23 protein-coding genes and 1 pseudogene are annotated in these 24,484 nt (G+C 71.7%); 9 read left to right on the top strand and 15 right to left on the bottom strand.

The window, feature by feature from the left end; all coding sequences use genetic code 11:
* Positions 1 to 91: 91 nt before the first annotated feature.
* The 3 genes and pseudogenes from ACWDUZ_RS09950 to ACWDUZ_RS09940 form a co-directional block, all read right to left on the bottom strand.
* Positions 92 to 1,155, bottom strand: a pseudogene (locus tag ACWDUZ_RS09950) (ArsO family NAD(P)H-dependent flavin-containing monooxygenase).
* The gene (arsB, locus tag ACWDUZ_RS09945; RefSeq protein WP_451631313.1) at positions 1,152 to 2,243 is read right to left on the bottom strand and encodes an ACR3 family arsenite efflux transporter; all 1,092 of its coding nucleotides are present in this window, start codon (positions 2,241 to 2,243) and stop codon (positions 1,152 to 1,154) included. The pseudogene ACWDUZ_RS09950 and the gene arsB overlap by 4 nt, the downstream one beginning before the upstream one ends.
* The gene (locus tag ACWDUZ_RS09940) at positions 2,240 to 2,548 is read right to left on the bottom strand and encodes an ArsR/SmtB family transcription factor (protein WP_451631312.1); all 309 of its coding nucleotides are present in this window, start codon (positions 2,546 to 2,548) and stop codon (positions 2,240 to 2,242) included. Before ACWDUZ_RS09940 ends, arsB begins: the two co-directional genes overlap by 4 nt.
* A gap of 104 nt (positions 2,549 to 2,652) precedes the next feature.
* On the opposite strand from ACWDUZ_RS09940, the gene ACWDUZ_RS09935 reads away from it, so the two are divergent.
* Together ACWDUZ_RS09935 and ACWDUZ_RS09930 are read left to right on the top strand one after the other, a co-directional pair.
* A complete protein-coding gene (locus tag ACWDUZ_RS09935) occupies positions 2,653 to 3,078 on the top strand; it encodes an arsenate reductase ArsC (RefSeq protein ID WP_451631311.1) in 426 nt (141 codons plus the stop codon).
* A gap of 569 nt (positions 3,079 to 3,647) precedes the next feature.
* Positions 3,648 to 4,481, top strand: coding sequence for a PIG-L family deacetylase (locus ACWDUZ_RS09930; protein ID WP_451631310.1), 834 nt, complete (start codon positions 3,648 to 3,650; stop codon positions 4,479 to 4,481).
* A gap of 266 nt (positions 4,482 to 4,747) precedes the next feature.
* Here ACWDUZ_RS09930 and ACWDUZ_RS09925 read toward each other — a convergent pair whose 3' ends face one another.
* Both ACWDUZ_RS09925 and ACWDUZ_RS09920 read right to left on the bottom strand, forming a co-directional pair.
* The gene (locus ACWDUZ_RS09925; protein WP_451631309.1) at positions 4,748 to 5,188 is read right to left on the bottom strand and encodes a hypothetical protein; all 441 of its coding nucleotides are present in this window, start codon (positions 5,186 to 5,188) and stop codon (positions 4,748 to 4,750) included.
* A 104-nt stretch (positions 5,189 to 5,292) separates the two neighbouring features.
* On the bottom strand, positions 5,293 to 5,736 hold the full coding sequence (locus ACWDUZ_RS09920; protein ID WP_451631308.1) for a hypothetical protein: 444 nt from the start codon (positions 5,734 to 5,736) through the stop codon (positions 5,293 to 5,295).
* Positions 5,737 to 5,948: 212 nt separating this feature from the next.
* Here ACWDUZ_RS09920 and ACWDUZ_RS09915 point away from each other — a divergent pair, with 212 nt between their 5' ends.
* Both ACWDUZ_RS09915 and ACWDUZ_RS09910 read left to right on the top strand, forming a co-directional pair.
* Positions 5,949 to 6,419 carry a cation:proton antiporter regulatory subunit gene (locus ACWDUZ_RS09915; RefSeq protein WP_451631307.1) on the top strand — a complete coding sequence of 157 codons (471 nt, stop codon included), beginning with the start codon at positions 5,949 to 5,951 and terminating at the stop codon, positions 6,417 to 6,419.
* A 6-nt stretch (positions 6,420 to 6,425) separates the two neighbouring features.
* The gene (locus tag ACWDUZ_RS09910; protein ID WP_451631306.1) at positions 6,426 to 7,667 is read left to right on the top strand and encodes a cation:proton antiporter; all 1,242 of its coding nucleotides are present in this window, start codon (positions 6,426 to 6,428) and stop codon (positions 7,665 to 7,667) included.
* Positions 7,668 to 7,769: 102 nt separating this feature from the next.
* Here the strand turns inward: ACWDUZ_RS09910 and ACWDUZ_RS09905 are convergent, their stop codons facing one another.
* The 3 genes from ACWDUZ_RS09905 to ACWDUZ_RS09895 all read right to left on the bottom strand — a co-directional run bounded on the left by ACWDUZ_RS09905 (position 7,770) and on the right by ACWDUZ_RS09895 (position 11,426).
* Positions 7,770 to 8,825 (bottom strand): PucR family transcriptional regulator, encoded by a 1,056-nt coding sequence (locus tag ACWDUZ_RS09905; RefSeq protein ID WP_451631305.1) that lies wholly within the window; start codon positions 8,823 to 8,825, stop codon positions 7,770 to 7,772.
* Between the two features lie 148 nt (positions 8,826 to 8,973).
* Positions 8,974 to 10,194, bottom strand: a complete 1,221-nt coding sequence (locus tag ACWDUZ_RS09900; protein ID WP_451631304.1) for a cation:proton antiporter — start codon at positions 10,192 to 10,194, stop codon at positions 8,974 to 8,976.
* A gap of 680 nt (positions 10,195 to 10,874) precedes the next feature.
* Positions 10,875 to 11,426 carry a MarR family winged helix-turn-helix transcriptional regulator gene (locus ACWDUZ_RS09895; protein ID WP_451631433.1) on the bottom strand — a complete coding sequence of 184 codons (552 nt, stop codon included), beginning with the start codon at positions 11,424 to 11,426 and terminating at the stop codon, positions 10,875 to 10,877.
* A 13-nt stretch (positions 11,427 to 11,439) separates the two neighbouring features.
* Between ACWDUZ_RS09895 and ACWDUZ_RS09890 the strand changes: the two genes are divergently transcribed.
* Entirely contained in the window at positions 11,440 to 11,949 is a 510-nt protein-coding gene (locus tag ACWDUZ_RS09890) for a carboxymuconolactone decarboxylase family protein (RefSeq protein WP_451631303.1), read from the top strand.
* Positions 11,950 to 11,980: 31 nt separating this feature from the next.
* On the opposite strand, the gene ACWDUZ_RS09885 is transcribed toward ACWDUZ_RS09890, so the two are convergent.
* The 3 genes from ACWDUZ_RS09885 to ACWDUZ_RS09875 all read right to left on the bottom strand — a co-directional run bounded on the left by ACWDUZ_RS09885 (position 11,981) and on the right by ACWDUZ_RS09875 (position 13,680).
* On the bottom strand, positions 11,981 to 12,538 hold the full coding sequence (locus ACWDUZ_RS09885; protein ID WP_451631302.1) for a DoxX family membrane protein: 558 nt from the start codon (positions 12,536 to 12,538) through the stop codon (positions 11,981 to 11,983).
* 211 nt (positions 12,539 to 12,749) lie between these two features.
* Entirely contained in the window at positions 12,750 to 12,980 is a 231-nt protein-coding gene (locus ACWDUZ_RS09880) for a hypothetical protein (RefSeq protein WP_451631301.1), read from the bottom strand.
* Positions 12,981 to 13,509: 529 nt separating this feature from the next.
* On the bottom strand, positions 13,510 to 13,680 hold the full coding sequence (locus ACWDUZ_RS09875; RefSeq protein WP_451631300.1) for a hypothetical protein: 171 nt from the start codon (positions 13,678 to 13,680) through the stop codon (positions 13,510 to 13,512).
* A 54-nt stretch (positions 13,681 to 13,734) separates the two neighbouring features.
* Here ACWDUZ_RS09875 and ACWDUZ_RS09870 point away from each other — a divergent pair, with 54 nt between their 5' ends.
* Both ACWDUZ_RS09870 and ACWDUZ_RS09865 read left to right on the top strand, forming a co-directional pair.
* Positions 13,735 to 15,732, top strand: coding sequence for an ABC transporter ATP-binding protein (locus ACWDUZ_RS09870; protein WP_451631299.1), 1,998 nt, complete (start codon positions 13,735 to 13,737; stop codon positions 15,730 to 15,732).
* A complete protein-coding gene (locus tag ACWDUZ_RS09865; RefSeq protein ID WP_451631298.1) occupies positions 15,729 to 16,628 on the top strand; it encodes a serine/threonine-protein kinase in 900 nt (299 codons plus the stop codon). The genes ACWDUZ_RS09870 and ACWDUZ_RS09865 overlap by 4 nt, the downstream gene beginning before the upstream one ends.
* Positions 16,629 to 16,736: 108 nt before the next feature.
* Here ACWDUZ_RS09865 and ACWDUZ_RS09860 read toward each other — a convergent pair whose 3' ends face one another.
* The 3 genes from ACWDUZ_RS09860 to ACWDUZ_RS09850 form a co-directional block, all read right to left on the bottom strand.
* A complete protein-coding gene (locus ACWDUZ_RS09860) occupies positions 16,737 to 17,507 on the bottom strand; it encodes a hypothetical protein (protein WP_451631297.1) in 771 nt (256 codons plus the stop codon).
* Positions 17,497 to 18,087: an RNA polymerase sigma factor gene (locus ACWDUZ_RS09855; RefSeq protein ID WP_451631296.1), complete on the bottom strand. Its 591-nt coding sequence runs from the start codon at positions 18,085 to 18,087 to the stop codon at positions 17,497 to 17,499. Before ACWDUZ_RS09855 ends, ACWDUZ_RS09860 begins: the two co-directional genes overlap by 11 nt.
* Positions 18,088 to 18,233: 146 nt before the next feature.
* On the bottom strand, positions 18,234 to 19,079 hold the full coding sequence (locus ACWDUZ_RS09850) for an LLM class flavin-dependent oxidoreductase (protein WP_451631295.1): 846 nt from the start codon (positions 19,077 to 19,079) through the stop codon (positions 18,234 to 18,236).
* Between the two features lie 368 nt (positions 19,080 to 19,447).
* Here ACWDUZ_RS09850 and ACWDUZ_RS09845 point away from each other — a divergent pair, with 368 nt between their 5' ends.
* Positions 19,448 to 21,418 (top strand): NAD-binding protein, encoded by a 1,971-nt coding sequence (locus ACWDUZ_RS09845; protein ID WP_451631294.1) that lies wholly within the window; start codon positions 19,448 to 19,450, stop codon positions 21,416 to 21,418.
* A gap of 243 nt (positions 21,419 to 21,661) precedes the next feature.
* On the opposite strand, the gene ACWDUZ_RS09840 is transcribed toward ACWDUZ_RS09845, so the two are convergent.
* Entirely contained in the window at positions 21,662 to 23,524 is a 1,863-nt protein-coding gene (locus ACWDUZ_RS09840; protein WP_451631293.1) for a prolyl oligopeptidase family serine peptidase, read from the bottom strand.
* Positions 23,525 to 23,679: 155 nt separating this feature from the next.
* On the opposite strand from ACWDUZ_RS09840, the gene ACWDUZ_RS09835 reads away from it, so the two are divergent.
* On the top strand, positions 23,680 to 24,471 hold the full coding sequence (locus ACWDUZ_RS09835) for an SURF1 family protein (protein WP_451631292.1): 792 nt from the start codon (positions 23,680 to 23,682) through the stop codon (positions 24,469 to 24,471).
* Positions 24,472 to 24,484 lie beyond the last annotated feature (13 nt).

Below are 24,484 nucleotides of genomic sequence, written 5' to 3'. Positions count from 1 at the left end.
ACACGAGGCTCTGGAACAGCTGGCGGCATTCAGCGTGCTCACACGCTGGGTCGCTACCGCCACCGTCGAGACCGCCTAGAACCAGGGCGACTCAGCTGAGAAGCGCCGCGATCTCCCTCACCGCGTCCCGAGCCGGTCGGCCGACGTCGATGAGGGTGGCGGAGGCGGGGCCGGTCCAGTCGCCGTAGCCGAGCAGGTGCAGGCGCGGCTCGTCCACCGTCCGTGTGCCCACCGTGGCGATACGGCCGCGCGGGCCACGGAGTTGGAGTGGAGCGAGGTGGGAGAGGGCGGGTCGGAAGCGCGTGCACCAGATGATCGCCTCCGCCTCGGCGTGGGTGCCGTCCGTCCACTCGACACGGTCGGGCAGGAGACGGGTGAACATCGGAGCGGCTTTGAGCAGGCCGAGGTCGAGCCTCGCGGACAGGCGAGACGGCGACGATGTCGCCGAGGGAGGCGACACCGCCGGTGTCGGTGCGGCCTCGGTCGAGGGCTCGGCGGCGGGCCGTGGCGACGTCGAACAGGGCCCGGCCGTCGATGTCATCAGCCAGGAAACAAGACGGACGCTGGGTCACCCAGGTCGTCTCGATGCCATCCAGGGCGAGGTCGGCGGTGATCTGCGCGCCGGAGTTCCCGCCGCCCACGACCAGGAGGCGTTGCCCGGTGACGTCGGCCGGGCACCGGTAGCCGGTGGTGTGCAACTGGCTGCCTGTGAAGACGTCACGGCCGGGGACGGCGGGAATGAAGGGCCGTGACCAGGTACCGGTGGCGCTGATGGCCGCTCGCGCCCGCCAGGCACCCCCATCGCTTTCCACCCGTAGCCAGTCACCGTCACGGTGCACCCCCTGCGCCCTGACACCGTGCTGGACGGGCAGGTCATAGCTCATAGCGCTTTTCGTAGTCGGCGAGGTAGCCGGTCACATGCCCGGCGTCGGGGTAGGGCTGGCCGGGCTGGACGGGCATGAGCCGCCCCGGGAGAGAGGAGTACGCGGCCGGGGAGAACAGGTGCAGGGAGTCCCAGGTGTGCTGCCACGCGCCGCCCGGCGCGCAGTTGGCATCGAGGATGACAAAGTCGACGCCGAGGCGGCGCAGGTGATGGCCGGCGGCGAGACCTGCCTGGCCGCCGCCGACCACCACCACGTCGGTGCGCGCTGTCATGTAACCAGCTGCTGCGCCGTGAACCTTCTGCGCCCAGCCAGCGACACGTACACCAGCGCGACCAGGACCGGCACCTCGATGAGGGGTCCCACGACACCGGAGAGGGCCTGACCGGAGGTGACGCCGAAGGTGGCGATGGCAACGGCGATGGCCAGCTCGAAGTTGTTGCCCGCCGCGGTGAACGCCAGCGTGGCGGTGCGGTCGTATGCGAGGCCGATCACCTTGCCGAGGGCGAAGGTGCCGAACCACATGACGGCGAAGTACGCCAGCAGCGGGATCGCGATCCGGGCGACGTCCAGCGGCTGGGAGGTGATGGTCTTTCCCTGCAGGGCGAAGAGGATGACGATCGTGAACAGCAGCCCGTACAGGGCCCACGGACCGATCTTCGGCAGGAACTTCGCCTCGTAGGACTCGCGCCCCATCTTCTGCTCGCCGATGCGGCGGGTGAGGAACCCGGCGACGAGCGGGATGCCGAGGAAGACGACGACGTTGAGCGCGATCTTCCACATGGAGATGTCCAGGTGCTGACCGTCACCCAGGCCGAGCCAGCCCGGCAACAGGTCGAGGTAGAACCAGCCCAGCAGACCGAACGCGAAAACCTGGAAGACGGAGTTCAGCGCAACGAGGACGGCGGCGGCCTCACGGTCGCCGCAGGCGAGGTCGTTCCAGATGATGACCATGGCGATGCAGCGGGCCAGTCCGACGATGATCAGGCCGGTGCGGTACTCGGGCAGGTCCGGCAGGAAGATCCACGCCAGGGCGAACATCACCGCCGGGCCGACGAGCCAGTTGATGACCAGCGAGGAGACCATCAGCTTCTTGTCGCCGGTGACGGCGTCGAGCTTGTCGTAGCGGACCTTGGCCAGGACCGGGTACATCATGATCAGCAGGCCGACGGAGATCGGCAGAGAGACGCCGCCGATCTCCACCTCGGCCAGAGCGTCGTTCAGGCCCGGAATGGCGCGGCCCAGGCCAAGGCCCAGAGCCATGGCGAGCAGGATCCAGACGGCGAGGAACCGGTCCAGGGTCGACAGCTTCGCGACGACCGAGGATTCCACGGCCGGCGCGGTTGCTTCGGTGCGGATCACGGACAGGCCCTCTTGTTGTCGGCGGTGACACGGGCAGTGGCGGCGAGATCGGCGAACTGCCCGGCCAGGGTCTCGATGACGTCAGGCCGCAGCTTGTAGTAGGTCCACCGGCCACACGGCTCGGTCTCCACCACTCCGGCCTCACGCAACACCTTCAGGTGGTTGGAGAGGTTGGTCTGCTTGGCACCGGTTTCCTCCACCAGGTGGGTGGTGCACAGCGTCTCGCGGGCAAGCAGAGTGACGATCTGGAGCCTGAGCGGGTCGGCCAGTACCCGGATCAGATCAGTGTCGACTGACGTCATCATGGACTGATACTGTCACATCAGCCTGCGCTGATACCAGTCAGGGCTGATCCCCGTGGTCCCCTCCCGACCTCCTGTCGGGCCCCAGCCTGAAGGGGCAAGAACCGATGTCCTCCAGCCCGCTCGCCTCCGTGCTGTTCGTCTGCGTCCACAACGCCGGTCGTTCGCAGCTGGCCGCAGGATTTCTCTCCCACTTCGCGGGCGACCGAGTCGAGGTCCGCTCCGCCGGTTCCCTCCCCGCCGACCAGGTCAACCCGGCCGCGGTCGAGGCCATGAAGGAAGTCGGCATCGACATCTCCGAGGCCAAGCCGAAGATCCTCACCACCGAGGCCGTCCAGGCTTCCGACTACGTCATCACCATGGGCTGCGGCGACGCCTGCCCGATCTTCCCCGGCAAGAAGTACCTCGACTGGGCCCTGGAGGACCCGGCCGGCAAGGGCGTGGAGGCCGTCCGCCCCATCCGCGACGAGATCAAGACTCGTATCGAGGCGCTCATCGCGGAGATCGACGCCACTGCGGTGCGCGAGCGCTGACGCTCGCTGCTGCCACCAGGGTCGACGATGTCGGGCCCCACCTCGCCGACAGCTCGTTGCGGTACAGCAGCGGAGTACAGCAACCACCGCGACCGCAGTCGACCGGCGAAGACCCGCGAAGACCCGCGAAGACCCGACGACCAGCGTCCTGGACCGCATTGACCGTCCGGCCGATACTTCGGGACGAAGAGATCGTGGGTTCAAATCCCGCGGCCCCGACGCCGTAGTACCAGGTCAGGGGCCTGATCCGCATCGCGGGTCGGACCCCTGAGCTGTTTCTGGAGATCGCTCGGGAGAAATCCGGGAGAAGATCTTGGTCGGCTTCTCCCAGCGGCATCCGCTCTTTCCCTTACGGTGAGGTGCCTAGCGGGGACCGACGTAAGCCCGTGCGTGAATCGGCGGACCCACAGGACCGGCTCGGTGGGGAACCGGGCCAAGGGACCGGCGCTGCACCGGCGGGGAACTCGGAGACCACCAGGTCGTCCGCCCCGACAGGATCCGAGCACCAGGATCGCGCACGTCCTGCCGCACACTCGGACCAAGACGTATTTCTGCTGGAGGACTGCTTGATGACTGACCGGCCCTTGACACTCATGGCGGTGCACGCCCACCCGGACGACGAGGCCACCGGAACCGGAGGGGTCCTCGCCCGGTACGCGGCGGAAGGCATCCGCACGGTTCTCGTGACGTGTACCGACGGCAGTTGCGGTGACGGACCGGGGGGTGTCAAGCCGGGCGATCCCGGGCACGATCCGGCGGCCGTCGCGTCGATGCGCCGTCAAGAACTCAAGGCGAGCTGCGACGTCCTGAAGGTCAGCGATCTGGAGATGCTGGACTATGCCGACTCCGGGATGATGGGCTGGCCGAGCAACGACGCCCCCGGATCCTTCTGGCAGACCCCCGTGGAGGAAGGCGCTGCCCGACTCGCGGAACTCATGCGGCACTACCGGCCTGATGTGGTCGTCACCTATGACGAGAACGGCTTCTACGGCCATCCCGACCACATCCAGGCCCACCGCATCACGATGGCGGCGCTGGAGACGACCGCGCTGACACCGAAGGTGTACTGGACCACGGTGCCCCGCTCGGGGATGCAGCGGTTCGGGGAGATCATGCGCGAATTTCATCCGGACATGCCGGAGCCGGATCCTGCCGAGGCCGCCGCGATGGCCGAGATCGGCCTCCCCGACGATGAGATCACCACCTGGGTGGACACCACCGCGTTCAGCGGCCAGAAGTTCGACGCGCTGGCCGCGCACGCCAGTCAGGGCGAGAACATCTTCTTCCTCAGGATGGGCAAGGAGAGGTTCGGCGAGTTGATGGGCATGGAGACGTTCGTACGTGTCCAGGACGCCACCGGCGCGGCCATACCCGAGAACGATCTCTTCGCCGGACTGCGCTGATCCACCCACTGATCCACCCATCCGCAGCGGAGCCCTGGGGAGCTCGACCGGCACCAGCCAGTGCGGCATCAGCCCGGCCGAACCCGGCTGATGCGGCAGGAGTTGAGCCGTAGGCTTCGGCAGTCAACGCAGACGACAGGGACGGCAGCTTCGGCTGCCGTCCTGGGCGATGACCGGGGACGGCATCGAGCTCACCGGCGGTCCCGCGGGGAGGTGCCGCGAACAGCGCACCGACGCGCCGGCGGCGATGCGGAGGGGCGACGTGGTCAGGTGGCCTTCTGCAGCCAGTCGGCCGCCAGGACCAGCACGAGCACGCTCCCGAACACGACGACCGACAGACGAGGCATCAGGCCGTAGTCGGGCTGGGCCCTGAAATCGCCGCCCGTACGCAGCTGATGGGCCCAGTGCTCCAGCATCCGGCGGCGCACGGAGAGGAAGCCCAGGGGCAGCCCGACGAGGACAAAGGCGCTGAAGAAGAACAACATGTCGGTCGGCAGGGACAACAGGTCGATCGAGAGGGAGGAGACGGCCAGGAGGGCGAAGAACGTCTCCCACCGGCCGGGTGCTCGCCGCCTTCGTCGGGCCGTCTCGCGTACGTCCTCCGGGAGTGCCTCCGCGCGGAACATCATCCGCAGCGACAGACAGGCGATCGCCGTCGCGGCGACGGCGATCACCGTCCAGCCCGCTCCGGGAATCCAGAGATACATGCGCTCCACCCCGCCCTCGGTCCGGACGCACATTCGTGATGTGTCGTTAGGCATACAACCCGACCGGTGTCCCGGACGCCACGGAACCGGCCGGCGGTTGCGTCTCAGCAGCCGCGCGGTTCACCGCCGGGTTCCGCTGCGGCGGCGTCGACACCTGCCGTGACGCGGCGGTAGGCGGCGCGGGCGTAGAGGACGCGGGCCAGCGTCGTGCCCAGGAGGACGGCGGTGAACAGACAGGTGAGCCGGAACCCGTCACGGTGGCCGGCCCAGGTGAGGGTGCCGGCGGGTGGTATCGCGAAGCCGTTGAGGAAGAGCCAGCACAGGACGGCCGTACCGGGGGCCGCGGTGAAGCGGGCGCGCAGGCCCAGGAGCGCCGCCAGCAGGGACAGGACGACCAGGGCGACGGACGGCTGGTTCTGGCCCACGAGTGCGTTGAGGACTGCCACCAGCAGCAGCGCACCGCCGGACGCGGCGGCCCATACCAGCGGCGTGGCCACGGGCTTGGGGACGGGCCGGGCACCGGCACTGAAGGACACCCATTCGATCATGCTTGCGATTCCTTCCGGTGATTTCCGGCACAACTGAGGTCTAAGCCGACCGCTTTGCTCTTCGGTACCGGCAACCCGCAGACGCCCGTCGGCTCGGTCGGCTCGGGACGGTGCTGGGGAACACCGAGTCCGGAGCGCTCGTTAGGGTGTCATTAAAGATTGGCCAAAGAAACATTCGAATCAGACAGGGGGCAGCCGTGGGCGCTGCGCGTATGAGTAGCACGCCGTTGCCGGGAATCGGAGTGCGCTACGACCTCACCACGAGGGAGCAGCGTCCCCTGTCCGTGGTCGCGCACCGGGACGGGTCACGGACCCTGAGCGCGTACCGCAAGGACGATCCGGATGCCTGTGCGCTGTCGGTGCGGCTGACGTCGGGGGAGGCGGAGGCGCTCATCGACGCCCTGAGGCCGCAGCACCACAGCCCGAGTCTGCTGTCGACGACCGAGCTGGGGCTGGTGGCCGAGCGGATCGAACTGGCGGCGACCTCGTACTGGAACGGGCGGGTGCTGGGCGACACCCGGATGCGTACGGAGACCGGTGTGTCGATCGTGGCGGTGCTGCGCCGCGCCGAGGCGATCCCCTCCCCGGGTCCGGAGTTCCGGCTGGCCGGCGGGGACACCCTGATCGTGATCGGCACTCGCGAGGGCGTGGAGGCTGCCGCCGCGATCCTCGGTCGGGAGTGAGTGCGCGTGCACTCCTACGGCACGTTCCTGATCGAGTTCGGCGCGATCATCCTCGGTCTGGGGCTGCTCGGCCGGCTCGCCGGTCGTTTTCAGTTCTCGCCCATCCCCTTGTACCTGCTGGCCGGACTGGCCTTCGGCCAGGGCGGCCTGTTGCCGCTGGGCGCCAGCGAGGAGTTCGTGGCGATCGGCGCCGAGATCGGCGTGATCCTGCTGCTGCTGATGCTCGGTCTGGAGTACACGGCCAGCGACCTGGTCTCCCACCTCAAGACGCAGTACGCGGCGGGTATGGCCGACGCCGCGCTGAACGCGCTGCCGGGCGCGGCGATGGCGCTGCTGCTCGGCTGGGGGCCGGTGGCCGCCGTGGTGCTGGCGGGCGTCACGTGGATCTCGTCCTCCGGCGTCATCGCCAAGGTGCTCGGTGATCTCGGGCGGCTGGGCAACCGCGAGACGCCCGTGATCCTGAGCATTCTGGTGCTGGAAGACCTGTCCATGGCGGTCTACCTGCCGATCATCACCGCCCTGCTGGCCGGGACCGGTTTCGCGGCCGGCGGCGTCACGCTCGCGATCGCACTCGGCGTGGCCGCGCTCGTGCTGCTGCTCGCGGTGCGCTTCGGGCGCCACATCTCCCGGTTCATCTCCAGCGACGATCCGGAGAAGCTGCTGCTGGTGGTGCTGGGCCTGACCCTGCTGGTGGCCGGCATCGCGCAGGAGCTGCAGGTCTCGGCCGCGGTGGGCGCCTTCCTGGTGGGCATCGCCCTCTCCGGAGAGGCGGCCGAGGGCGCGCACAACCTGCTCGCGCCGCTGCGGGACCTGTTCGCCGCGGTGTTCTTCGTCTTCTTCGGTCTGCACACCGATCCGTCCAGCATTCCGCCGGTGCTCGGGCCCGCACTCGTGCTGGCGGTCATCACCGCCGGCACGAAGATCGCCACCGGTTACTGGGCGGCCAGGCGGGCCGGCGTATCCGTCAACGGCCGCTGGCGGGCCGGTGGCACGCTGGTCGCCCGTGGGGAGTTCTCCATCGTCATCGCAGGCCTCGCGGTCACCGCGGGGATCGAGCCCTCGCTGGGCCCGCTGGCCACGGCGTACGTGCTCATCCTGGTGATCCTCGGTCCGCTCACCGCTCGTTACACCGAGCCCGTGGCCCGGAGTCTGACCGCCCGGTGGGGCAGGCCCGCGCCGACGCCCCCGGCGCCGCTCGCGGAGGCGCAGGAAACCCTGGACGATCAGGACCCGGTCGGCCGGGCCTGAGCGAGGACGGCCGGCCGCGGGCTCGCTCGGGCCGGTAGGTGTGCTGTCCTGAACGCCCTCGGCTCCGGGTGAGGGCCACTTCCCCGGCGACGTGTCCGTGGGTCACAGAGGTCTGGACGGCCAGTCGAGCAGCCGGGCGCCGATGACCGCCGTCTGCAGGGTGTAGCGGTGTGCGGGGTCGGTGGGGTCGGTGCCGGTGAGGGTGTGGATGCGTTCCAGCCGGTAGGTCAGGGCCCGTACGCTCAACGACAGTCGACGGGCGGTTTCGGCGGCCACGCAGCCGGTCTCGAAGTACGCGGTCAGTGTTTCGAGCAGGGGCCGGGCTCCGCCGCGGGCGTGTTCCAGCGGGCTGAGGATGCTGCGTACGAGGTCCATCAGGGCCTGCCGGTCCCGGGCGAGTACGGGAAAGACCAGCAGGTCGGCGGCGCGCAGCAGCGGGTCGTCGAAGCCCATGCGCTGGGCGACGTCGAGGGCGTTGAGAGCTTCTTCGTAGCTGTGTCCGATGCCGACGGCCCCGGGCCGGGAGCGGCCGATGGCGACCTGGCCGCCGTCGGTGGCGGCGTGGGCCTGTTTGGCGAAGTAGGTCAGGACGTCGGCCTGGTCGCCGGGCGCGATGCAGAGCATCCGGCCGTCCTTGGTGGTGAACAGGATCCTGCGGTTCTCGAAGCGGCCGAAGAGGGCGTCCTGCACCTGGCGGGGCACGGGATCGGTCTCGTCGTACTTGGCGGGGCCCTCGGCCACGGCCACGACGTGGTCGCGGGAGAGCCGCAGCCCGAAGCGTTCGGCGCGTGCGGCGAGTTGTCCCGGGTCGCCGCGCCCGTGGAGGAGGTCGTCGATGAACTCGCGTCGGGCCGCCTCCTCCTGGCGTATGACCAGGCGCTGGGCCCGCTCGTACCCGTCCGCGAAGGCGTCGATGGCCTGCTCGATGACGGACACGACACTGTCCGGAGCGGCTGCGGCGGGCCAGTCGGTACGGCTGACCGCGAGGTGCTCGCGCACCAGCACACGCCATCCGTGGCCCGACACCGCGGCCTTCGCGCCCAGTGCGCGACGGGAGTCCAGTTCGTCGCGGGTGAGACGGCGTCCGGTGCTGGAGGCGTCCGTCAGGATGTCGGCGTAGCCGTCGAGAAACTCACCGAGTGCGTCGTGCGCGGTCACTTGCCCCTCCTGCCGATACTGATCCCGAATCCTCGCGCGACAGGGCGTGCGACGGCCAGTCCCGCACCGGGATCGCGGTGAGGCCGTGGAGCTCCTCCGTGCGCGTGGGGCCGCACGGAGGAGTCGCCGCTGCCGCCCGGGCGAGAACTCAGACGTGGGCGTGTGCGTCTTCGGCCCGCTCGGCGTCGGCAGTTTCCTCCGCCGGTGGCGCTGCGGCGGGCCGGCGGGTGAGGCGGCGGGCCAGCGGTTCGGTGTAGCGGGCGGCGAGCGGGCCGACGATGACGAGGATCAGCACGTAGGCGGTGGCCAGGGGGCCGATGCGGGGCTCGACACCGACGGCGAGTCCGGCGATGACGATGGAGAACTCGCCGCGGGCGACGAGGGTGCCGCCGGCTCGCCAGCGGCCCGCGCCCTGGATCCCGGCGCGGCGTGCGGCGTACCAGCCGGTGGCGACCTTGGTGAGGGCGGTGACGACGGCGAGCAGCAGGGCGGGGACGAGGACGGGCGGGATGTCCGAGGGGTCGGTGGACAGGCCGAAGAAGACGAAGAAGACGGCGGCGAACAGGTCCCGCAGCGGGGTGAGGAGGTTGCTGGCGCCTTCGGCGACCTCGCCGGACAGGGCGATCCCGACGAGGAAGGCGCCGACGGCCGCGGAGACCTGGAGTTCCTGAGCGATGCCGGCGATGAGGAGGGTGAGCCCGAGGACGACCAGCAGGAGCATTTCGGCGCTCTCGGAGGAGACGGCGCGGCTGATCAGCCGTCCGTGGCGCAGGGCCAGGTAGAGGACGGCGCCGACCGTGCCCAGGGAGATCAGCAGGGTGACGCCGCCGCCGGCCAGGCCGACGCCGGCGAGCAGAGCCGTGAGGATCGGCAGGTAGACGGCCATGGCGAGGTCCTCGATGACGAGGACGCCGAGGACGACGGGGGTTTCGCGGTTGCCGAGCCGGCGCAGGTCTCCGAGGACCTTGGCGATGACGCCGGAGGAGGAGATCCAGGTGACGCCGGCCAGCGCGACGGCGGCCACCGGGCCCCAGCCCAGAAGGAGTGCGGCGACGGCACCGGGTACGGAGTTGAGGACGAAGTCGACCGCACCGGAGGGGTATTGGGTCTTGAGGTTGGTGACGAGTTCGGAGGCGCTGTACTCCAGGCCGAGCAGGAGCAGCAGGAGGATGACGCCGATCTCGGCGCCGGTGGCGGTGAACTCCTCGCTGGCTTGCAGGGGGAGGATGCCGCCCTGGCCGAAGGCGAGTCCGGCCAGGAGGTAGAGGGGTATGGGAGAGAAGCCCACTCGTCCGGCGAGGCGGCCCAGCAGGCCCAGGGCGAGGATGATGGCCCCGAGTTCGATGAGCATGGCGGTGGTGTCGTGCACGGGCGTCTGTCCTCCCGTTCGGTTCGGCGACGGCGTCGAGTGCCTTCTTGGCTGGGGCGGCGCGCGGGCGCTGCCGGTGGGGTCGGCGACACGGCCCGGCACAGGCGGTGCCGGTCGGGCCGAGTGGGCGTGCCCGGCCGGGGCTTGGCGTACTGGTGCGCCTCGGGACACAAGCAGGTCGGTGTCCGACCGGTCGGCGGTCCGCGCACGGTCGCGCGACACCTGGTGCGGGCGTCGGACCGCGGGATCAGACGCCGAGAACGACGCGGCCCGGTTCAGGCACGCTGTCACGAGCGGTTGCGGGCACTTCAACGGCCCGGACGACTCGATCCATGTCACGCCCCCCGCCGCATCTAGATCCAGAAGTTCTGGATGACAACTCCTCTGAATGAGCGGACTGCCACTCAACGGAGCGTCAAGGCTCGGTAAAGAAGCATACCGTACGACAAATTACGCATAGTCGAACATTCATTGACGTACCATCCGCAAAGGGGCGGAGATCGAGGCGATCGACCGAGCGTCGTACGGTCCGTGCCGCGGTGACGGCTGACACGCACCGCGTACACGCCCTGTCCCGGCTCGGCCGGTGCGTGTGACGTACGAGGCCGGTTTATGGGGGCTGACCATGCGGCGGGCCACGGCCCCAGGTGGTCAGCCACGCGGAGCACCCGCCGGTTGCTTCAGGACGTGCCGCCCATCCAGCCCGCCGCGTCCAGTCGGAACGCGCCCGGCGCCACCACGGTGCTCAGGTCGTCCTCGATGGCGCTCAGGCGGTCCTCGCCCAGCCGGGCCGCCCACTCGGTGCGTAGCCGCTCGAAGATCGCGGCCGAGCGGGACAGGACGTCGAAGCCGCGTGCGGTCAGGCGCACCACCTTGCGGCGGGCGTCGGTGGGATCCTCCGCGCGCTCGGCGTAACCGAGGGCGACCAGGCGGTCGACGGTTTTACCGGCGGCCTGTTTGGAGATGCCCAGGCGGCGTGCGATGTCGCTGGCGGCGCTGCCCTGCGGGCCGATCGCCTGGAGGGCGAACCCGTACGCCGGGCGCACCTGCGGGTGTCCCTGCTCGGCGAGTTCGGTGTGCAGCGCGTCGATGAGCGTCCGGAAGCCGGCGAACAGCAGCAGCGGCAGCTCGTAGCCGGCCCTCGGCCGGTCCGCGTCGCCGCCGTGTGCTTCCGCACCCTTTCCTGAACGGACAACCTGGTTTACCATCTCATCGTCAACCATGTTGACCATCTTAGGAGGTGCCATGTTCACCGCACACACCATGGAGAGCGCCCCGCAGGCGTCGCGACCGGCGATGCGGTCCGTCGCCGACCGCTTCGGAGGGACGCTGCCGGACGCCGTGGCCCGGCTGGCCACGTCCCCCGAACTGCTCGACGGGTTCCTGTCGCTGAGCGCCAGTTTCGAGCGCTGCACCCTGGACCCGCTCGCCAGGGAGGCCGTCATCATGACCGTCGCCGTCCGCAACCGGTGCCACGTCTGCATCGCCCTGCACACCGGCGAGCTCCGCAAGCTCGGCGCGGACCCCGAACTCGTCGCCGCCCTGCGCGAGGGGCACGCCCCGACCGACGAACGGCTCGCCGCGATCCGTACGTTCACCCTCGACGTCCTGACCCGTGCGGGCGCGGTGGACGACGACGCGGTCGAGGCGCTGTTGGCCCACGGCTACACGGAGCGCAACGCCCTGGAAGTCGTCCTCGGCATCGGCGCCTACACGATGTCGACCTTCGCCAACCGCCTCGTCCGGGCGGCATAGGTCCGGGGCCCGGCCGCGGAGGACCGGACCCTCAGGCGATGAGGCTGATCGCGGCCCCGATGCCGCCCAGGACGAGGGCGACGGCCGCTTCGGGCCAGCCGCCCGAGCCCCAGCGGAAGAACCGGTCGACGGCCAGCCGGCCCGGGCCGATGGCGGCGACGGCCAGGGCGACCACGGCGATGCAGACGTTGTACTCGACCCCTTGTTCCGTGATCCACAGGCCGTTCGCGCCACCGACCGTCACCATGGCGTTGATCATCACGCCGATGAGTGCGGCGGCGGCCAAGGGGGTGAGCAGGCCGAGAGCCAGGCCGATGCCTCCGAGGAGCTCGGAGGCACCACCGATCACCGCGAAGACCGTTCCCGGGCGGTAGCCGAGGCTCTCGAGATAGCGGCCGGTCCCCGTCAGGCCGTTGCCCCCGAAGAGACCGAACAGCTTCTGTGCGCCGTGCCCGGCCATCAGCAGTCCGAAGGTCAGCCTGAGGAGCAGCAGGCCCGCGTCGGCCGCGGACGTGACAGGGGCGGCGGCGCCGGGCGCGGCCGTGTCCGTGGGGCGCGCGGGACGGGCCAGGATGCGCTTGGTAACCATGAGACGCTCCGGACGGTCCGGATTCCCCGATGCTTCCGATACCCGGGGATGTCCAGGTTTTCGATGCCCGGACATCCCGGGTGCTTCCGGTTCTTGGTTGCTTCCGATCCTTGCGCAGCCGGCAGCGTCGTGCATCTGGGGCGCGGCACGAAGGGCCGGCCCGGAGGGTTTCCTCCCGGGCCGGCCCTTCGGCCGTCCGAAGCCGCGCGGATCAGAACGAGACGGCCACCCCGACCTGGCGGTACTGGCCGAGGGTGCCCAGTGCGGTGCCGAGCGCTCCGGCCGTGACGTCCTGGGCCTGGCCCAAGACGTCGGAGTCGCTGATCGCGGTGGGGCCGGCGACGACACCGGCGTGCGGGCTCAGACCGCCCAGACCACCGGAGACGTCGTCGAGTTCGGCGTCGGAGATCTCGGTGGTCCGGATCCGGGGAGCGGAGTTCATGGGGGACTTCCCTTCGCATGGGGTGGGGCACCTGGGGCGGTCCCGCTGGGGACGGCGAGCCGCCGCGGCCGCAGGCGTGCGGCATCCGTTCCCGGACGCCCTCGCGTCACCGGCGGCGCAACGGATCAAACCACGGACCGCGCCGCGCATCTACGCAACGGCCCTGCGCGCCGGGCACGTGGAACGCTCCGGTCACGCATCTGTGCACACGCCGCGACGACGCGGGAGCGGCTTCTCCACATGCTCCACGACATGGTCGTCGAATCCTGGCGCGAGAAGTGTTGCCGGTGTGGGTCTGAACGGGACACGCCGCACCGTCCGGCACGCTCCCGCGCTCTCGCGCCGCCTCCCGTGCCGCCGTTGCGCGATCGCCGTGAAGATTCGCGGCAGCCGGGTCCGCGGCCCCCCGGCGGACCCCGCGGCCCGCAACCCAGCGAACACCATCGGACACAGAAACAGGAAACTTCATGATTTTACGGACAACAGCCATCCCATTCGCGTCCTGCACCGTATCCAGTGAAAGACCCGCTCAAAGAAGAGCGGACAGGAGAGGAAGCACGCTATGGCGATCTTCAAGGATCTCTTCCCGGCCAGGGGTCACGGCGGTCATGGAGGCCACGGTGGCCATGGCGGTCACGGTGGCCACGGCGGCCACGGCGGCAGTGGCCGCGGGTACGGACACGGACACGGATCCGGTCACGGCCGCTCCTGGGGCGGACGCGGGCGCGGTTCGGGTCACGGCCACTACTGATACATGAGGTTCACCACCACTGACAAAGGGCCGAAAGGCCCGAGCGGACCGGCTCGTGAAGGAGCCGGTCCGCTCCGTCGGCATGCCCGGCGACATGCCGGACGGCGACTGCTCCAGGCACGCGAGCTGCTGCGCGGGCGCCGACTGCTGCGCGGTCTGCTGTCGGTCGACGCGGACCCGGACGCCGTGGTCGCGGCCGCCCCGCCGCTGTCCGTGCGCGAGGTGTTCCGGCGGTTCTGGCCGTACACCCGCGGCCGGCGTGGACGCCTGGTGCCGCTGGCGCTGTTCAGCGTGCTCGAACCGCTCGTCGAGGGCGGGGAGCTGTGGCTGTTCAAGACGGTGGTGGACGAGGTCCTCGTCCCGAGGGACCTGGCGCCGTTCCTCTGGATCGCACCCGCCTACCTGGGGCTCATGGTCGTCTCCGGGATTCTGCAGTGCGTCGACGACGTGCTGTCGGCCTACGTCAGCGAGAGTTTTCTGCGGGCACTGCGCTCCGATGTCTTCCGGCACGTCCAGGGGCTGTCGCTGGGGTTCTTCGAACGGCGGCGGCTCGGGGACCTGCTGTCCCGGGTCACCGGCGACGTGGACGCCGTCGAGACGTTCCTGCTGTCCGGTGTGGCGGACGTGCTGTACTACGTCATCCAGCTGGGCGTCTTCCTCGGTCTGCTGTTCTATCTGAGCTGGGACCTCACCCTCCTCGCCCTCGTCATCGTGCCGCTGTTCTGGGGCGCCGCCCGGCACTTCTCCCGGCTGGTCAAGGACGCGTCCCGGGAGCGCAGGCGGCGCAGCGGCTCGCTCACCGCGGTCGCCGAGGAGTCGCTGGGCAATGTGGCCCTGGTCCAGGCGTACAACCGGCAGGCCTGGGAGGGCCACCGCTTCGAGCGTGAGAACCTGGGCAAGTTCCACGCCGCGATGGCCTCGGCGCGGATCCGCGCCGTCTACCGGCCGCTGGTCGAGCTCATCGAGGTGTGCGGCGCCCTCGCCGTCATCGGTCTCGGCACCTGGAAGCTGGCCCAGGGGCAGCTCACGCTGGGCGGCCTGCTGGTCTTCCTGGCACTGATCAGCAAGCTCTACGGCCCGGTCCGCGACCTCTCCCGGCTCGGCACCACCTTCTTCGCCGCCTCCGCCTCCGCGGAACGGATCGCCGAACTGCTCGACCAGCGGCCCGAGGTCACCCAGGCCCCCGACGTCCGGCGGATCCGGCGGGCGCGCGGCGAGATCGAGTTCGACGCGGTCTCCTTCCGCTACCCCGGCACCACCCGCCCCGCCCTGTCCGACGTCTCCTTCCACGTCTCCCCCGGCGAGACGCTGGCACTGGTCGGCGCCAGCGGGGCCGGCAAGTCCACCGTCGCCAAGCTGCAACTGCGCTTCTACGACCCCGACCTGGGCGCCGTCCGCCTCGACGGGACCGATCTGCGCCGCCTCGACCTGACCGACGTGCGCGAGAGCGTCGCGGTCGTCCTCCAGGAGACGCTCGTCCTGCACGGCACGGTCCGGGAGAACATCGCCTACGGCCGGCCCGACGCCACCGAGGCCGAGATCGTGGCGGCGGCACGCGCCGCCGACGCCGACGACTTCATCCGGCTGCTGCCGGACGGGTACGACACGGTGGTCGGTCAGCGCGGCCGGACACTGTCCGGTGGGCAGCGCCAGCGCCTGGCGATCGCCCGCGCGATGATCAGGGACGCGCCCGTGCTGCTCCTGGACGAGCCCACCACCGGCCTCGACGCCCAGTCCGGCCATCGGATCATGGATCCGCTGCGCCGCCTCATGGCCGGCCGTACGACCGTCGTCATCTCGCACAACCTGCTCACCGTCCGCGACGCCACCCGGGTGGTGGTCCTCGACCACGGCCGGGTCGTCGAGTCCGGCAACCACGACGAGTTGTTCCTCCGCGACGGCGCCTACGCCCACCTCCACCGGCTGCACGCCGCGACGAGCGGCCCGGCGGGCACCATGACCGGCCCCCAGGGCAACGGATCGGGGAGGATGCGGCCGTGACCGGGACCCAGGTGCGCGCCCCGGCCGCCCCCGCTCCGCCGCTGCCACCGGGCACCCGGCCGGTCCCCGGATACGTGCTCCTCGCGCATCTCACGCGCACCGGATGGCTGGACCTGTACGACTCCTGGAGCGAGGAACGCGACTGCCGGTGCGTCGTCAAGGTGGTGCGCCCGGACCGCCGCGGCGAGCCGGACCTGACCGAACGGCTGCTGCGCGAGGGGCGGTGGCTGCTCGACTTCACCCACCCGCACCTGGTCCGCGCCTACGAGTTCTTCGTGGAGCCCGAGCCGCTCGTCGTCCTGGAGACACTGAGCGGGGAGACCCTGTCCCACCTCGTCCACCGGCTGAAGCGGCGGCCGGCCGCCACCGACGTGGCCGTGCTCGGTGCACAGATGTGCTCCGCGGCCCACTACCTGCATGGCCAGGGCCTGCTGCACCTGGACCTCAAGCCCGCGAACATCGTGGTGGAACGCGGCCACGTCAAGGTGCTGGACCTGAGCCTGGCCCGCCCGCCGGGCCTGGCCCCGCCCGGGATCGGCACCTTCGCCTATCTCGCTCCCGAGCAGGCGCGCGGCGAGCCGCTCACGGCCGCGACCGACGTGTGGGGCATCGGCGTCACGCTGTACGAGACGGCCTGCGGAAGCCTTCCCTTCCTGCCGCCCGGCGACCACTGCGCGAGCTCGTACGGCTACGGCTCCGGCTCCGGCTTTGAGGACGAGCGATACCCGCAGCTGGAGGAGACCGCCCCGCCGGTCGCGGCACGGCGGCGGCTGCCGCGCGAGTTCGCCGCGCTCATCGACGGCTGTCTGCGGGCCAAACCGCGGGAACGGCCCACGGTCCCGGACCTGGCGACGGCCCTGCGCGCGCTGTTCCCCGCCCCCGGGACACGCGAGTGAGCGGCTTCGGCCCGGACGGCGGGACGCGGCACGGGTGGGAACCGCGGCGGGCGGGTGTGCCGCGGCGCACGCGGGCAACCCTCGCGCGGGCACGCGGGCGGGGAGGCCTCAGGTCTCCGCGCCCGTGGCGAAGTGGGTGGTGGCCAACACCGTGCCGTCGAGTGCCGTCAGCCGCAGGCCGCTGAGCCCGTCGCGGTCGGCACCGGCCGGAGTGGGGGCTCCCCACGAGCCCTGACCCTTGTGAAGGCTGAAGGTGCCGACCCGGACGGTACTGCCGTCCTTGTGCACCAGCAGGCAGGAGACCCGGCCGCTGTAGGGGGTGCCCGCTCCGGCGAGGTCGACGGTCATGAAGATCCAGCCGGGGGTGCCCGCGTGCGCGTAGACCTCCCCGGCCGGCTTTCCCGCCTGGGCCTGGGCGGACATCAGCCCGCCCCACAGCATGTCCGTGTCGCGGTTGGCGGTGGGCTGTGCGGGGCGGGCCACGGTGCCCTGGATGGCCGTGCCGACCGACCAGCCCCCGAACCCGACGGCCAGGACGAGCAGCGTGGCGACGGCGGCGACCCCCGGGCGTATCCGCCGGGCGAACCGGGCCGACCGGGGCGGGGCGAGCGTCCGTCCCTCGTGCGCCGCCGCGCCCGACGCCGCGTCCTGCGTCAGCATCTGCGCAACCCGGGTCTCGAACCCGACCGGCGGCTCGCTGCCCGGCAGCAGCCCGATCAGCCGGTCGCCGACCTGGGTCAGCTGCCGGATGAGCTCGCGGCAGTCGGCGCACCGCTCGAGATGTGCGACGGCGCCGGCCCGCTCACGGCCGGGCAGCACACCGAGAGCGAGCTCGGCGCCGATCTCGCGCAGCCTGTCGCACATCACGTCATTGGGCATGGTCGTCGCCTCGGCACTCGGACGCGAGGGTGGTCCGCAGCTTGCCCATGGCCGCCCGGACCCGGGTCTTGGCCGTGCCCAGCGGGATCTGCTCCCGGTCGGCGATCTGCTGGGCGGTCATGCCGTAGATGCCCGCCATCACCAGCGCCCGGCCCTGCTCGCGTGGCAGTTCCGCGACGGCCGCCCGGAGCCGGGTCGACGCCTCGTCGGCCAGGGCGTGCTGCTCCGGGGTCTCGCTGACGACTCCCAGGACGGCGTCCAGGTCCTCGGGCGGCACCGGCTCCGTTCTGCGGGACCGGACGGCGTCGATGGCGAGGTTGTGGGCGATGGTGGTCAGCCAGGTCGTCACGGACCCGCGCCGCGAGTCGTAGATCTGCGCGTGCCGCCACGCCCGCTCGAACGTCTGCTGGGCGATGTCCTCGGCGAGTTGCGGGTCTCCGGTGACGGCGATCGCGACACCGAAGACGCGATGCTGGAACCTCCTCACGAAACTCACCGCGAGCTCCGGGTCACCAAGGGCCAGCCCGGACAGCAGAGCCTCGTCCGGCAGGCGGCCCACGGTCAACCGGAACCTTGACATATCCCTATATACGGGCCGAAAGCGCCAAGGGATCTCCCGACCGATATGGAATCCCATATTCCGATTCTCCTCCGGGCCGGCCCGCCCGCATGTTCTCCGACGGACCGGCCCGGCACGGCTGCCCTGCCGCCCGGGGGCCGGGTCGGTCAGAGCGCGTCGGCCAGGCGGTCGACCTGATCGGGGTCGAGGCCGTAGCAGTAGAGCATGACCTCGTCGGCGCCCAGGTCTCCGTAGGCGGCGACGGCCTCCCGGACGGCCCGCGCGGTCGTGAGCATGCCGGAGACCATGCGGTCGGGCATGCCGGTGAAGGCGTAGTACGCGTACATGGCGGACCGCGCGTCCTCGACGACCCGCTCCGGACCCAGCGCCACGTTCACCTGCGCCACCAGGCGCGGGGCGCCCTCGCGGCCGTGCTCCTTCCACTGGCCGCGCACCGTGTCGAACAGGCCGCCCGCCCCAGACGGCGGCGCGGCCGCGAGGAAGCCGTCGCCCCAGCGGGCCACGCGCTCCAGCGCGACGGGCTTGAAGCCGCCGAAGAGCACCTCGGGACCGCCGGGGCGGAACGCGGCCGGGCCGACGGGACCCACGCCGTCGCCGTACGGTTCACCGGACCACAGGCGGCGCAGCACCGGCATCTGTTCGTCCAGGCGGCGGCCCCGGGTGCGGATGTCGACGCCCGCGGCCCGGTGGTCGTCCTCGCGGCCGCCGATGCCGAGACCGAGGACCAGGCGGCCGCCGGTCATCCGGTCCAGGGTGGCCGCCTGCTTGGCGAGCAGGACGGTGTCCCGCAGCGGGGCCAGCAGCACCTCGGTCTGGACGCGGATCCTCGAGGTGGCCCCGGCGAGGACGGCGAGGGCCACCAGCGGTTCGGGGTTGTCGTGGACCAGCCGGTCGAGCAGGCCGAGGGTGGTGAAGGGGCCCGCCTCGGCGCGCCGGGCCCAGGTGAGCAGGGCGGCGGGGTCGCCGATGGGAAGACCGATTCCGACGTTCATGAAGAGCCTCCGTGGAGAGGAAACGCGCGACAGGGAGAAGGACGGGTCGACAAGGACAGCTGCCGCCCTCTCCTGCGCCTCGGCCGATGTCTCGGGGAGGCGGGGCGCTCCCGCTCTGCGGCGTACTTCCGGGGAGGTCTCTTCGAAGTGCCGCCAGTCTAGGCGGCGTCCGGCCACGCGAGCCACCGCGTTTCTCACCGGTCCCGTGTCTCGTCGTACGGGCCGTGCGGGTCGTACGGGGCCCGGCGGAGCGGACCGGTCGGGCGGTGTCCGCCGGTGGAACCACCCGTCCCGGTGCGGCAGTCTGTCCTCTCGTGGGGAGCGTTCCGAATCAGGGTGGTGCGCCCGGTGACGCGGGCGGTGCGCACATGGTGGTCTGTGGTGACGACGGCCTGGCGTACCGGCTGGCCACCGAGCTGCGCGGTGTGTACGGCGAGCAGGTGACGCTGGTCGTGCCGCCCTCCGGGCGCTCGGTACGGCCGCCGGTGGTGGGCCGCGTCCGCGTGGCCTCGGCACTGCTGGACCGCGTGGTGAGCGCGGCCGTGAGCCGGGCCGGCGGCGGCAACGGCAACCGGGACGGCGACACCGGCCAGGACGGTCAAGGGCTCGCCGCCGACCGGGTGTTGGAGGCAGCCGAGCCGACCGAGGCCGTGTTCGCGGAGGCGGGCGTGGACCGGGCGACCGCGATGGCGCTGGTGTACGACGACGACGAGACCAACATCCGTGCCGCGCTGACCGTGCGCCGGCTCAACCCGCGGCTGCGGCTCGTGCTGCGCCTGTACAACCGGCGGCTGGGGCAGCACATCGAGGAACTCCTCGACCAGGCGGCGGCGTTGGCGACCGGCGACGACGGCACCTGGCTGGGCGCCGACGCCTCCACGACCGTGCTGTCCGACGCCGACACCGCCGCGCCCGCGCTCGCCGCCAGCGCGGCCGTGGGCACCACCAAGGTGGTGCAGACGGACGGGTTGCTGCTGCGCGCGGTGGAGCGGCCGCAGCCCGCGCCGGGACAGGTCGCCGATCCCGGACTGTGCACGCTCGCGCTGCTGTCGGCGTCCAACGGTGATCCGGCGGGCGCGGACGGGTCCGAGGGCGGCGACCAGCCGCCCCACCTGCTGCCGGACGAGACGGCGGTACGGGAGGCCGCCGGCCGCGGAACCGTGGTGCTGGAGCAGGTGTCGTACTCCGCCGGCCGGGGAGCCGCCGGGCGTGGGGTGGGGGTCGGGATCGTTCCGCCGCTGACCTCGCTGTTCTCACGGCGGCTGCGCTGGTCGCTGGCGGGGCTGGTGGCGTGTGTGTTCGCGCTCGCGGTGGCGCTGTGGCTGGTGACCGGCATCCATCCGCTCGGCGCGCTCTATCTGACGCTGCTGGACCTGTTCGCCATCGACGATCCGGCGATCGGGGCGCCGACCGGGCGGCAGGTGCTGCAACTGCTGTCGGGGCTGGTCGGGTTGCTGCTGCTGCCGGTGCTGCTGGCGGCGGTGCTGGAGGCGCTGGGCACGTTCCGGTCGGCGTCCGCGCTGCGCAAGCCGCCGCGCGGGCTCGGCGGGCATGTGGTGCTGCTGGGACTGGGCAAGATCGGCACCCGGGTGTTGACGCGCCTGCGGGAACTGGGCGTACCGGTGGTGTGCGTGGAGTCGGACCCCGAGGCGCGGGGGATGGCGACGGCACGGCGGCTGCGGGTCCCGGTGGTGCTCGGGGACGTCACGCAGGAGGGGGTGCTGGAGGCCGCGAAGATCCACCGCGCCAAGGCGCTGCTCGCGGTGACCAGCGCGGACACCACGAACCTGGAGGCCGTGCTGTACGCCCGGTCGGTGCGGTCAGATCTGCGGGTGGTGCTGCGGCTGTACGACGACGACTTCGCTACCGCGGTGTACCGCACCCTGCGGGCCGCGCACCCGCACGCGCAGACGCGAAGCCGGAGCGTGTCGCACCTGGCGGCGCCCTCGTTCGCCGGGGCGATGTTCGGTCGGCAGATCCTGGGCGCGATTCCGGTCGAGCGGCGGGTGCTGCTGTTCGCGGCGGTGGACGTCGACGGGCATCCGCAGCTGGAGGGCAGGACGGTCGCGGAGGCCTTCCGAGCCGGGTACTGGCGGGTGCTGGCGCTGGACGCGGACGCCGCCGCGGCCGCGGACGCGGGGCCGGGGGCGGCGGCGCAGGACCGCCGTGAGCCGGCCGCCCAGCAGGCGGCCGAGGACGTGCGACGCACCTCGGGCCTGGTCTGGAACCTGCCCGCCACGTACGTCCTCCGCAAGGAGGACCGCGTGGTGCTCGCCGCGACGCGACGCGGCCTCGCGGAACTCCTCGGCCGCCGGTCCCGGGCACGAGCGGGGACGTAGCGGGGGTGCCGGGGGCCCGGGGTGCGCGGCGTGCGCGGACCTCGGGTTCCGTCCCGTCGCCCCCGCCCGTCCCTTTCTGGCCCCGCTCCGTCGTCCCCGCCAGTCGTTCCGCCCTGGGCCCCGGGCAGGCCCGCTCCCCCGGGTCCGGGGACAGCGGACGGCCGCGCGGGAGGAGGCGCGTGGCCCGCGCCTCCTCCCCGGCGCGTCGGCGTCTCCACCCCGCGCCCGCGCAGGCCCCTCGCGCTACCGCGGCAGGTGACGCTCGGCGAAGTCGAGTTCCAGGCGGAGCTGCTTGATGCGTTCGTCCACGACGAGGGATCCGTGGCCGGCGTCATAGCGGTAGACCTCGTGGACGGCGCCGCGGGCCTGGAGACGATTGACGTAGTTCTCGATCTGGCGGATGGGGCAGCGGGGGTCGTTGACGCCGGCGGAGATGTAGACCGGGGCCTTGACCTGGTCCACGTAGGTGAGCGGGGAGGACGCCTCGAAGCGTTCGGGGACCTCCTCGGGGGTGCCGCCCAGCAGGGTGCGGTCCATGGCCTTCAGGGCTTCCATCTCGTCGTGGTACGCCGTCACGTAGTCGGCGACCGGTACCGCCGCGATGCCCAGCGTCCAGGCCTCCGGCTGGGTGCCCAGGCCCAGCAGCGTGAGGTAGCCGCCCCAGGAGCCGCCGGTGAGGATCAGCCGCTCGGGGTCGGCCAGGCCCGAGTCGATCGCCCACTGCCGGACCGCCGCGATGTCCTCCAGCTCGATCAGGCCGACCCGGTGCTTCAGGGCGTCCGTCCAGGCACGGCCGTAGCCCGTGGAGCCGCGGTAGTTGACGCGGACCACCGCGTAGCCGTGGTCCACCCAGGCGGCCGGGCCCGCGGCGAAGGAGTCGCTGTCGTGCCAGGTGGGGCCGCCGTGGATGTCGAAGACCGTGGGCAGCGGGCCCGTCACGCCCGCCGGCCGTTGGACCAGGGCGTGGATGCGGCCGCCGGGGCCGTCCACCCAGACGTCCTCCACCGGGACCGAGCCCGGGGACTTCATCCCGGGCGGATCCAGGACCACCCCGCCGTCCGTGGAGCGGACGGCGGACGGCTCGGCCGCCGACGACCACAGGTACTCCACACTGCCGTCCGGACGGGCCGTCGCCCCCGAGACCGTGCCCGGCAGGGTGGGGATCCGCGTCAGTTCGCGGCCCGCCAGGTCGTAGCGGAACAGCTCGCTGCGGGCCTCGAAGCTGTGCGCGACGAGCAGCCCGCTGCCGTCCGGGTACCACTCGGCGCTCACGTCGCCGGGCAGGTCCAGCTCCAGGTCCGTCTCCTCGCCCGTCGCCACGTCCCACACCAGCGGCTCCCAGCGGCCCCGCCGCTGGTGACCGACGAGCAGCCGGGTGTCGCCGTCGACGGGCGCGAAGCCCAGCACCTCGAGGCCGAGCTCCAGCGTCCCGCCCTTGGTGTCGTCCAGCTCGGCCACCTGCGTGCCGTCCGGGCGCAGCACGCGCAGCGCCGAGTGCATGGCGTCGCCGTGCTCGGTGTGCTCGACCGCGATCAGCGAGCCGTCGTGGGACAGGTCCCCGACACCCGCGGACTCCCGGTGCCGGTAGATCTCCACCGGGTCCTCGCCGGAGCCCGGGCGCGCGAGGTGGATCGTCGTACCGTCCTCGTCCGTCGAGCGGCCCACGACCGCCGTACGCCCGTCCCGGCCGAGCGCGAGGCCCGCGGGGTAGGACGGCTCCAGCGCGGGCACGGCCGCCTCGTCGGGACCGCCGCTGAACGGCTGGCGGCGCCAGACGCCGAACTCGTCGCCGTCCTTGTCGTCGAACCACCAGATCCACTCGCCGTCCGGGGACAGCACGCCCTCCGTGGTGCCGTTCGGCCGGTCCGTCGCCTGGCGCTGCTCGCCGCTCCCGCGATCCCAGGCGTACAGCTCGTACGTCCCCGTCGCGTTCGACACGAACAGGGAACGGTCCGGCGCGTCCTCCGCCCAGTCGGGCAGCGAGACCCGGGGCGCCCGGAAGCGCTTCTCCCAGTCCGGCATCCGCTCCTGCCGGTCCCGCCCGGCCGCAGCCTGGCCCTGATCGTCCCGCTGGTCACGCACCGCGGACCCGTTGCTCTCAGTCATGGCCCCATAGTGCCTGGCCGGACCGACAGTGCGCCGCCCCCGCTCCCCAGCCTGTGGACAACGGGCCCGTCCGGCCCCACGCAGCCTGTGGAAAACCTCGCACCACCCCGACCCCGCGACCGGTCCGCCCGGCCGGGGGCCGTACCGTTGAGGGCGTGTACCGGTTCCTGCTGACGCCCCGCTGGTGGGGCATCAACCTCTTCGTGCTGCTGGCCGTCCCCTTCTGCGTCTTCATGGGGTCCTGGCAGCTGAGCCGGTTCGACGCGCGGGTGCAGGAGCACCGGACCGCGTCCGCGCAGGCCGCGTCGGACCGCGCGGAGGCCCCCCGCCCGCTGGCCCGGCTGCTACCCGTCGACAAGCGGACCTCCGGCATGCGGGCCACCGCGACCGGCCGGTACGGCGAGCAGCTGCTGGTCCCCGGCCGTGAGCTGGACGGCAAGCGCGGCTTCTACGTGCTGACGCTGCTGCGCACCCACTCCGGCAAGGCGCTCCCGGTCGTCCGGGGCTGGCTGCCGGGCGACGCGAACGCGGCCAAGGCCCCCGCGCCCCCCGCGGGCGAGGTCACGGTCACCGGTGCGCTCCAGGCGTCCGAGACGCCCGGTGACAACGGGGTCAGCGCACGGGGTGGCCTGCCGGCCGGACAGACCTCGGTGATCAGCGCCGCCTCGCTGGTCAACCTCGTGCCGTACGACGTGTACGACGCATGGGTGACACTCGACAAGGCGGACTCCGGGATGAAGGCGGTGCCGGCCAAGGCCCCCGACAACACCGGGCTGGACCTGAAGGCCTTCCAGAACCTCGGCTACACCGGCGAGTGGTTCGTCTTCGCCGGGTTCGTGGTCTTCATGTGGTTCCGGCTCGTACGGCGCGAGGTGGAGACCGTGCGGGACGCGGAGCTGGGGCTGGTGCCGGAGGAGCGGAAGGGCGAGCAGGCCGCCGCCGTGTGACCGCTCGCGGTCG

The sequence above is a fragment of the Streptomyces sp. NPDC003393 genome (genome assembly GCF_053589015.1).
This window is presented reverse-complemented; position numbering and strand designations above follow the sequence as displayed.

Bases quoted from the DNA above. Each gene is read 5' to 3' on its own strand.
- ACWDUZ_RS09855 (WP_451631296.1), bottom strand. From the start codon at position 18,087: ATGTCAAGGTTCCGGTTGACCGTGGGCCGCCTGCCGGACGAGGCTCTG.
- ACWDUZ_RS09845 (WP_451631294.1), top strand. From the start codon at position 19,448: ATGGTGGTCTGTGGTGACGACGGCCTGGCGTACCGGCTGGCCACCGAG.
- ACWDUZ_RS09925 (WP_451631309.1), bottom strand. From the start codon at position 5,188: ATGTATCTCTGGATTCCCGGAGCGGGCTGGACGGTGATCGCCGTCGCC.
- ACWDUZ_RS09870 (WP_451631299.1), top strand. From the start codon at position 13,735: ATGAGGTTCACCACCACTGACAAAGGGCCGAAAGGCCCGAGCGGACCG.
- ACWDUZ_RS09840 (WP_451631293.1), bottom strand. From the start codon at position 23,524: ATGACTGAGAGCAACGGGTCCGCGGTGCGTGACCAGCGGGACGATCAG.
- ACWDUZ_RS09940 (WP_451631312.1), bottom strand. From the start codon at position 2,548: ATGATGACGTCAGTCGACACTGATCTGATCCGGGTACTGGCCGACCCG.
- ACWDUZ_RS09920 (WP_451631308.1), bottom strand. From the start codon at position 5,736: ATGATCGAATGGGTGTCCTTCAGTGCCGGTGCCCGGCCCGTCCCCAAG.
- ACWDUZ_RS09860 (WP_451631297.1), bottom strand. From the start codon at position 17,507: ATGCCCAATGACGTGATGTGCGACAGGCTGCGCGAGATCGGCGCCGAG.
- ACWDUZ_RS09935 (WP_451631311.1), top strand. From the start codon at position 2,653: ATGTCCTCCAGCCCGCTCGCCTCCGTGCTGTTCGTCTGCGTCCACAAC.
- ACWDUZ_RS09930 (WP_451631310.1), top strand. From the start codon at position 3,648: ATGACTGACCGGCCCTTGACACTCATGGCGGTGCACGCCCACCCGGAC.
- ACWDUZ_RS09880 (WP_451631301.1), bottom strand. From the start codon at position 12,980: ATGAACTCCGCTCCCCGGATCCGGACCACCGAGATCTCCGACGCCGAA.
- ACWDUZ_RS09895 (WP_451631433.1), bottom strand. From the start codon at position 11,426: ATGGTCAACATGGTTGACGATGAGATGGTAAACCAGGTTGTCCGTTCA.
- ACWDUZ_RS09890 (WP_451631303.1), top strand. From the start codon at position 11,440: ATGTTCACCGCACACACCATGGAGAGCGCCCCGCAGGCGTCGCGACCG.
- ACWDUZ_RS09885 (WP_451631302.1), bottom strand. From the start codon at position 12,538: ATGGTTACCAAGCGCATCCTGGCCCGTCCCGCGCGCCCCACGGACACG.
- ACWDUZ_RS09850 (WP_451631295.1), bottom strand. From the start codon at position 19,079: ATGAACGTCGGAATCGGTCTTCCCATCGGCGACCCCGCCGCCCTGCTC.
- ACWDUZ_RS09915 (WP_451631307.1), top strand. From the start codon at position 5,949: ATGAGTAGCACGCCGTTGCCGGGAATCGGAGTGCGCTACGACCTCACC.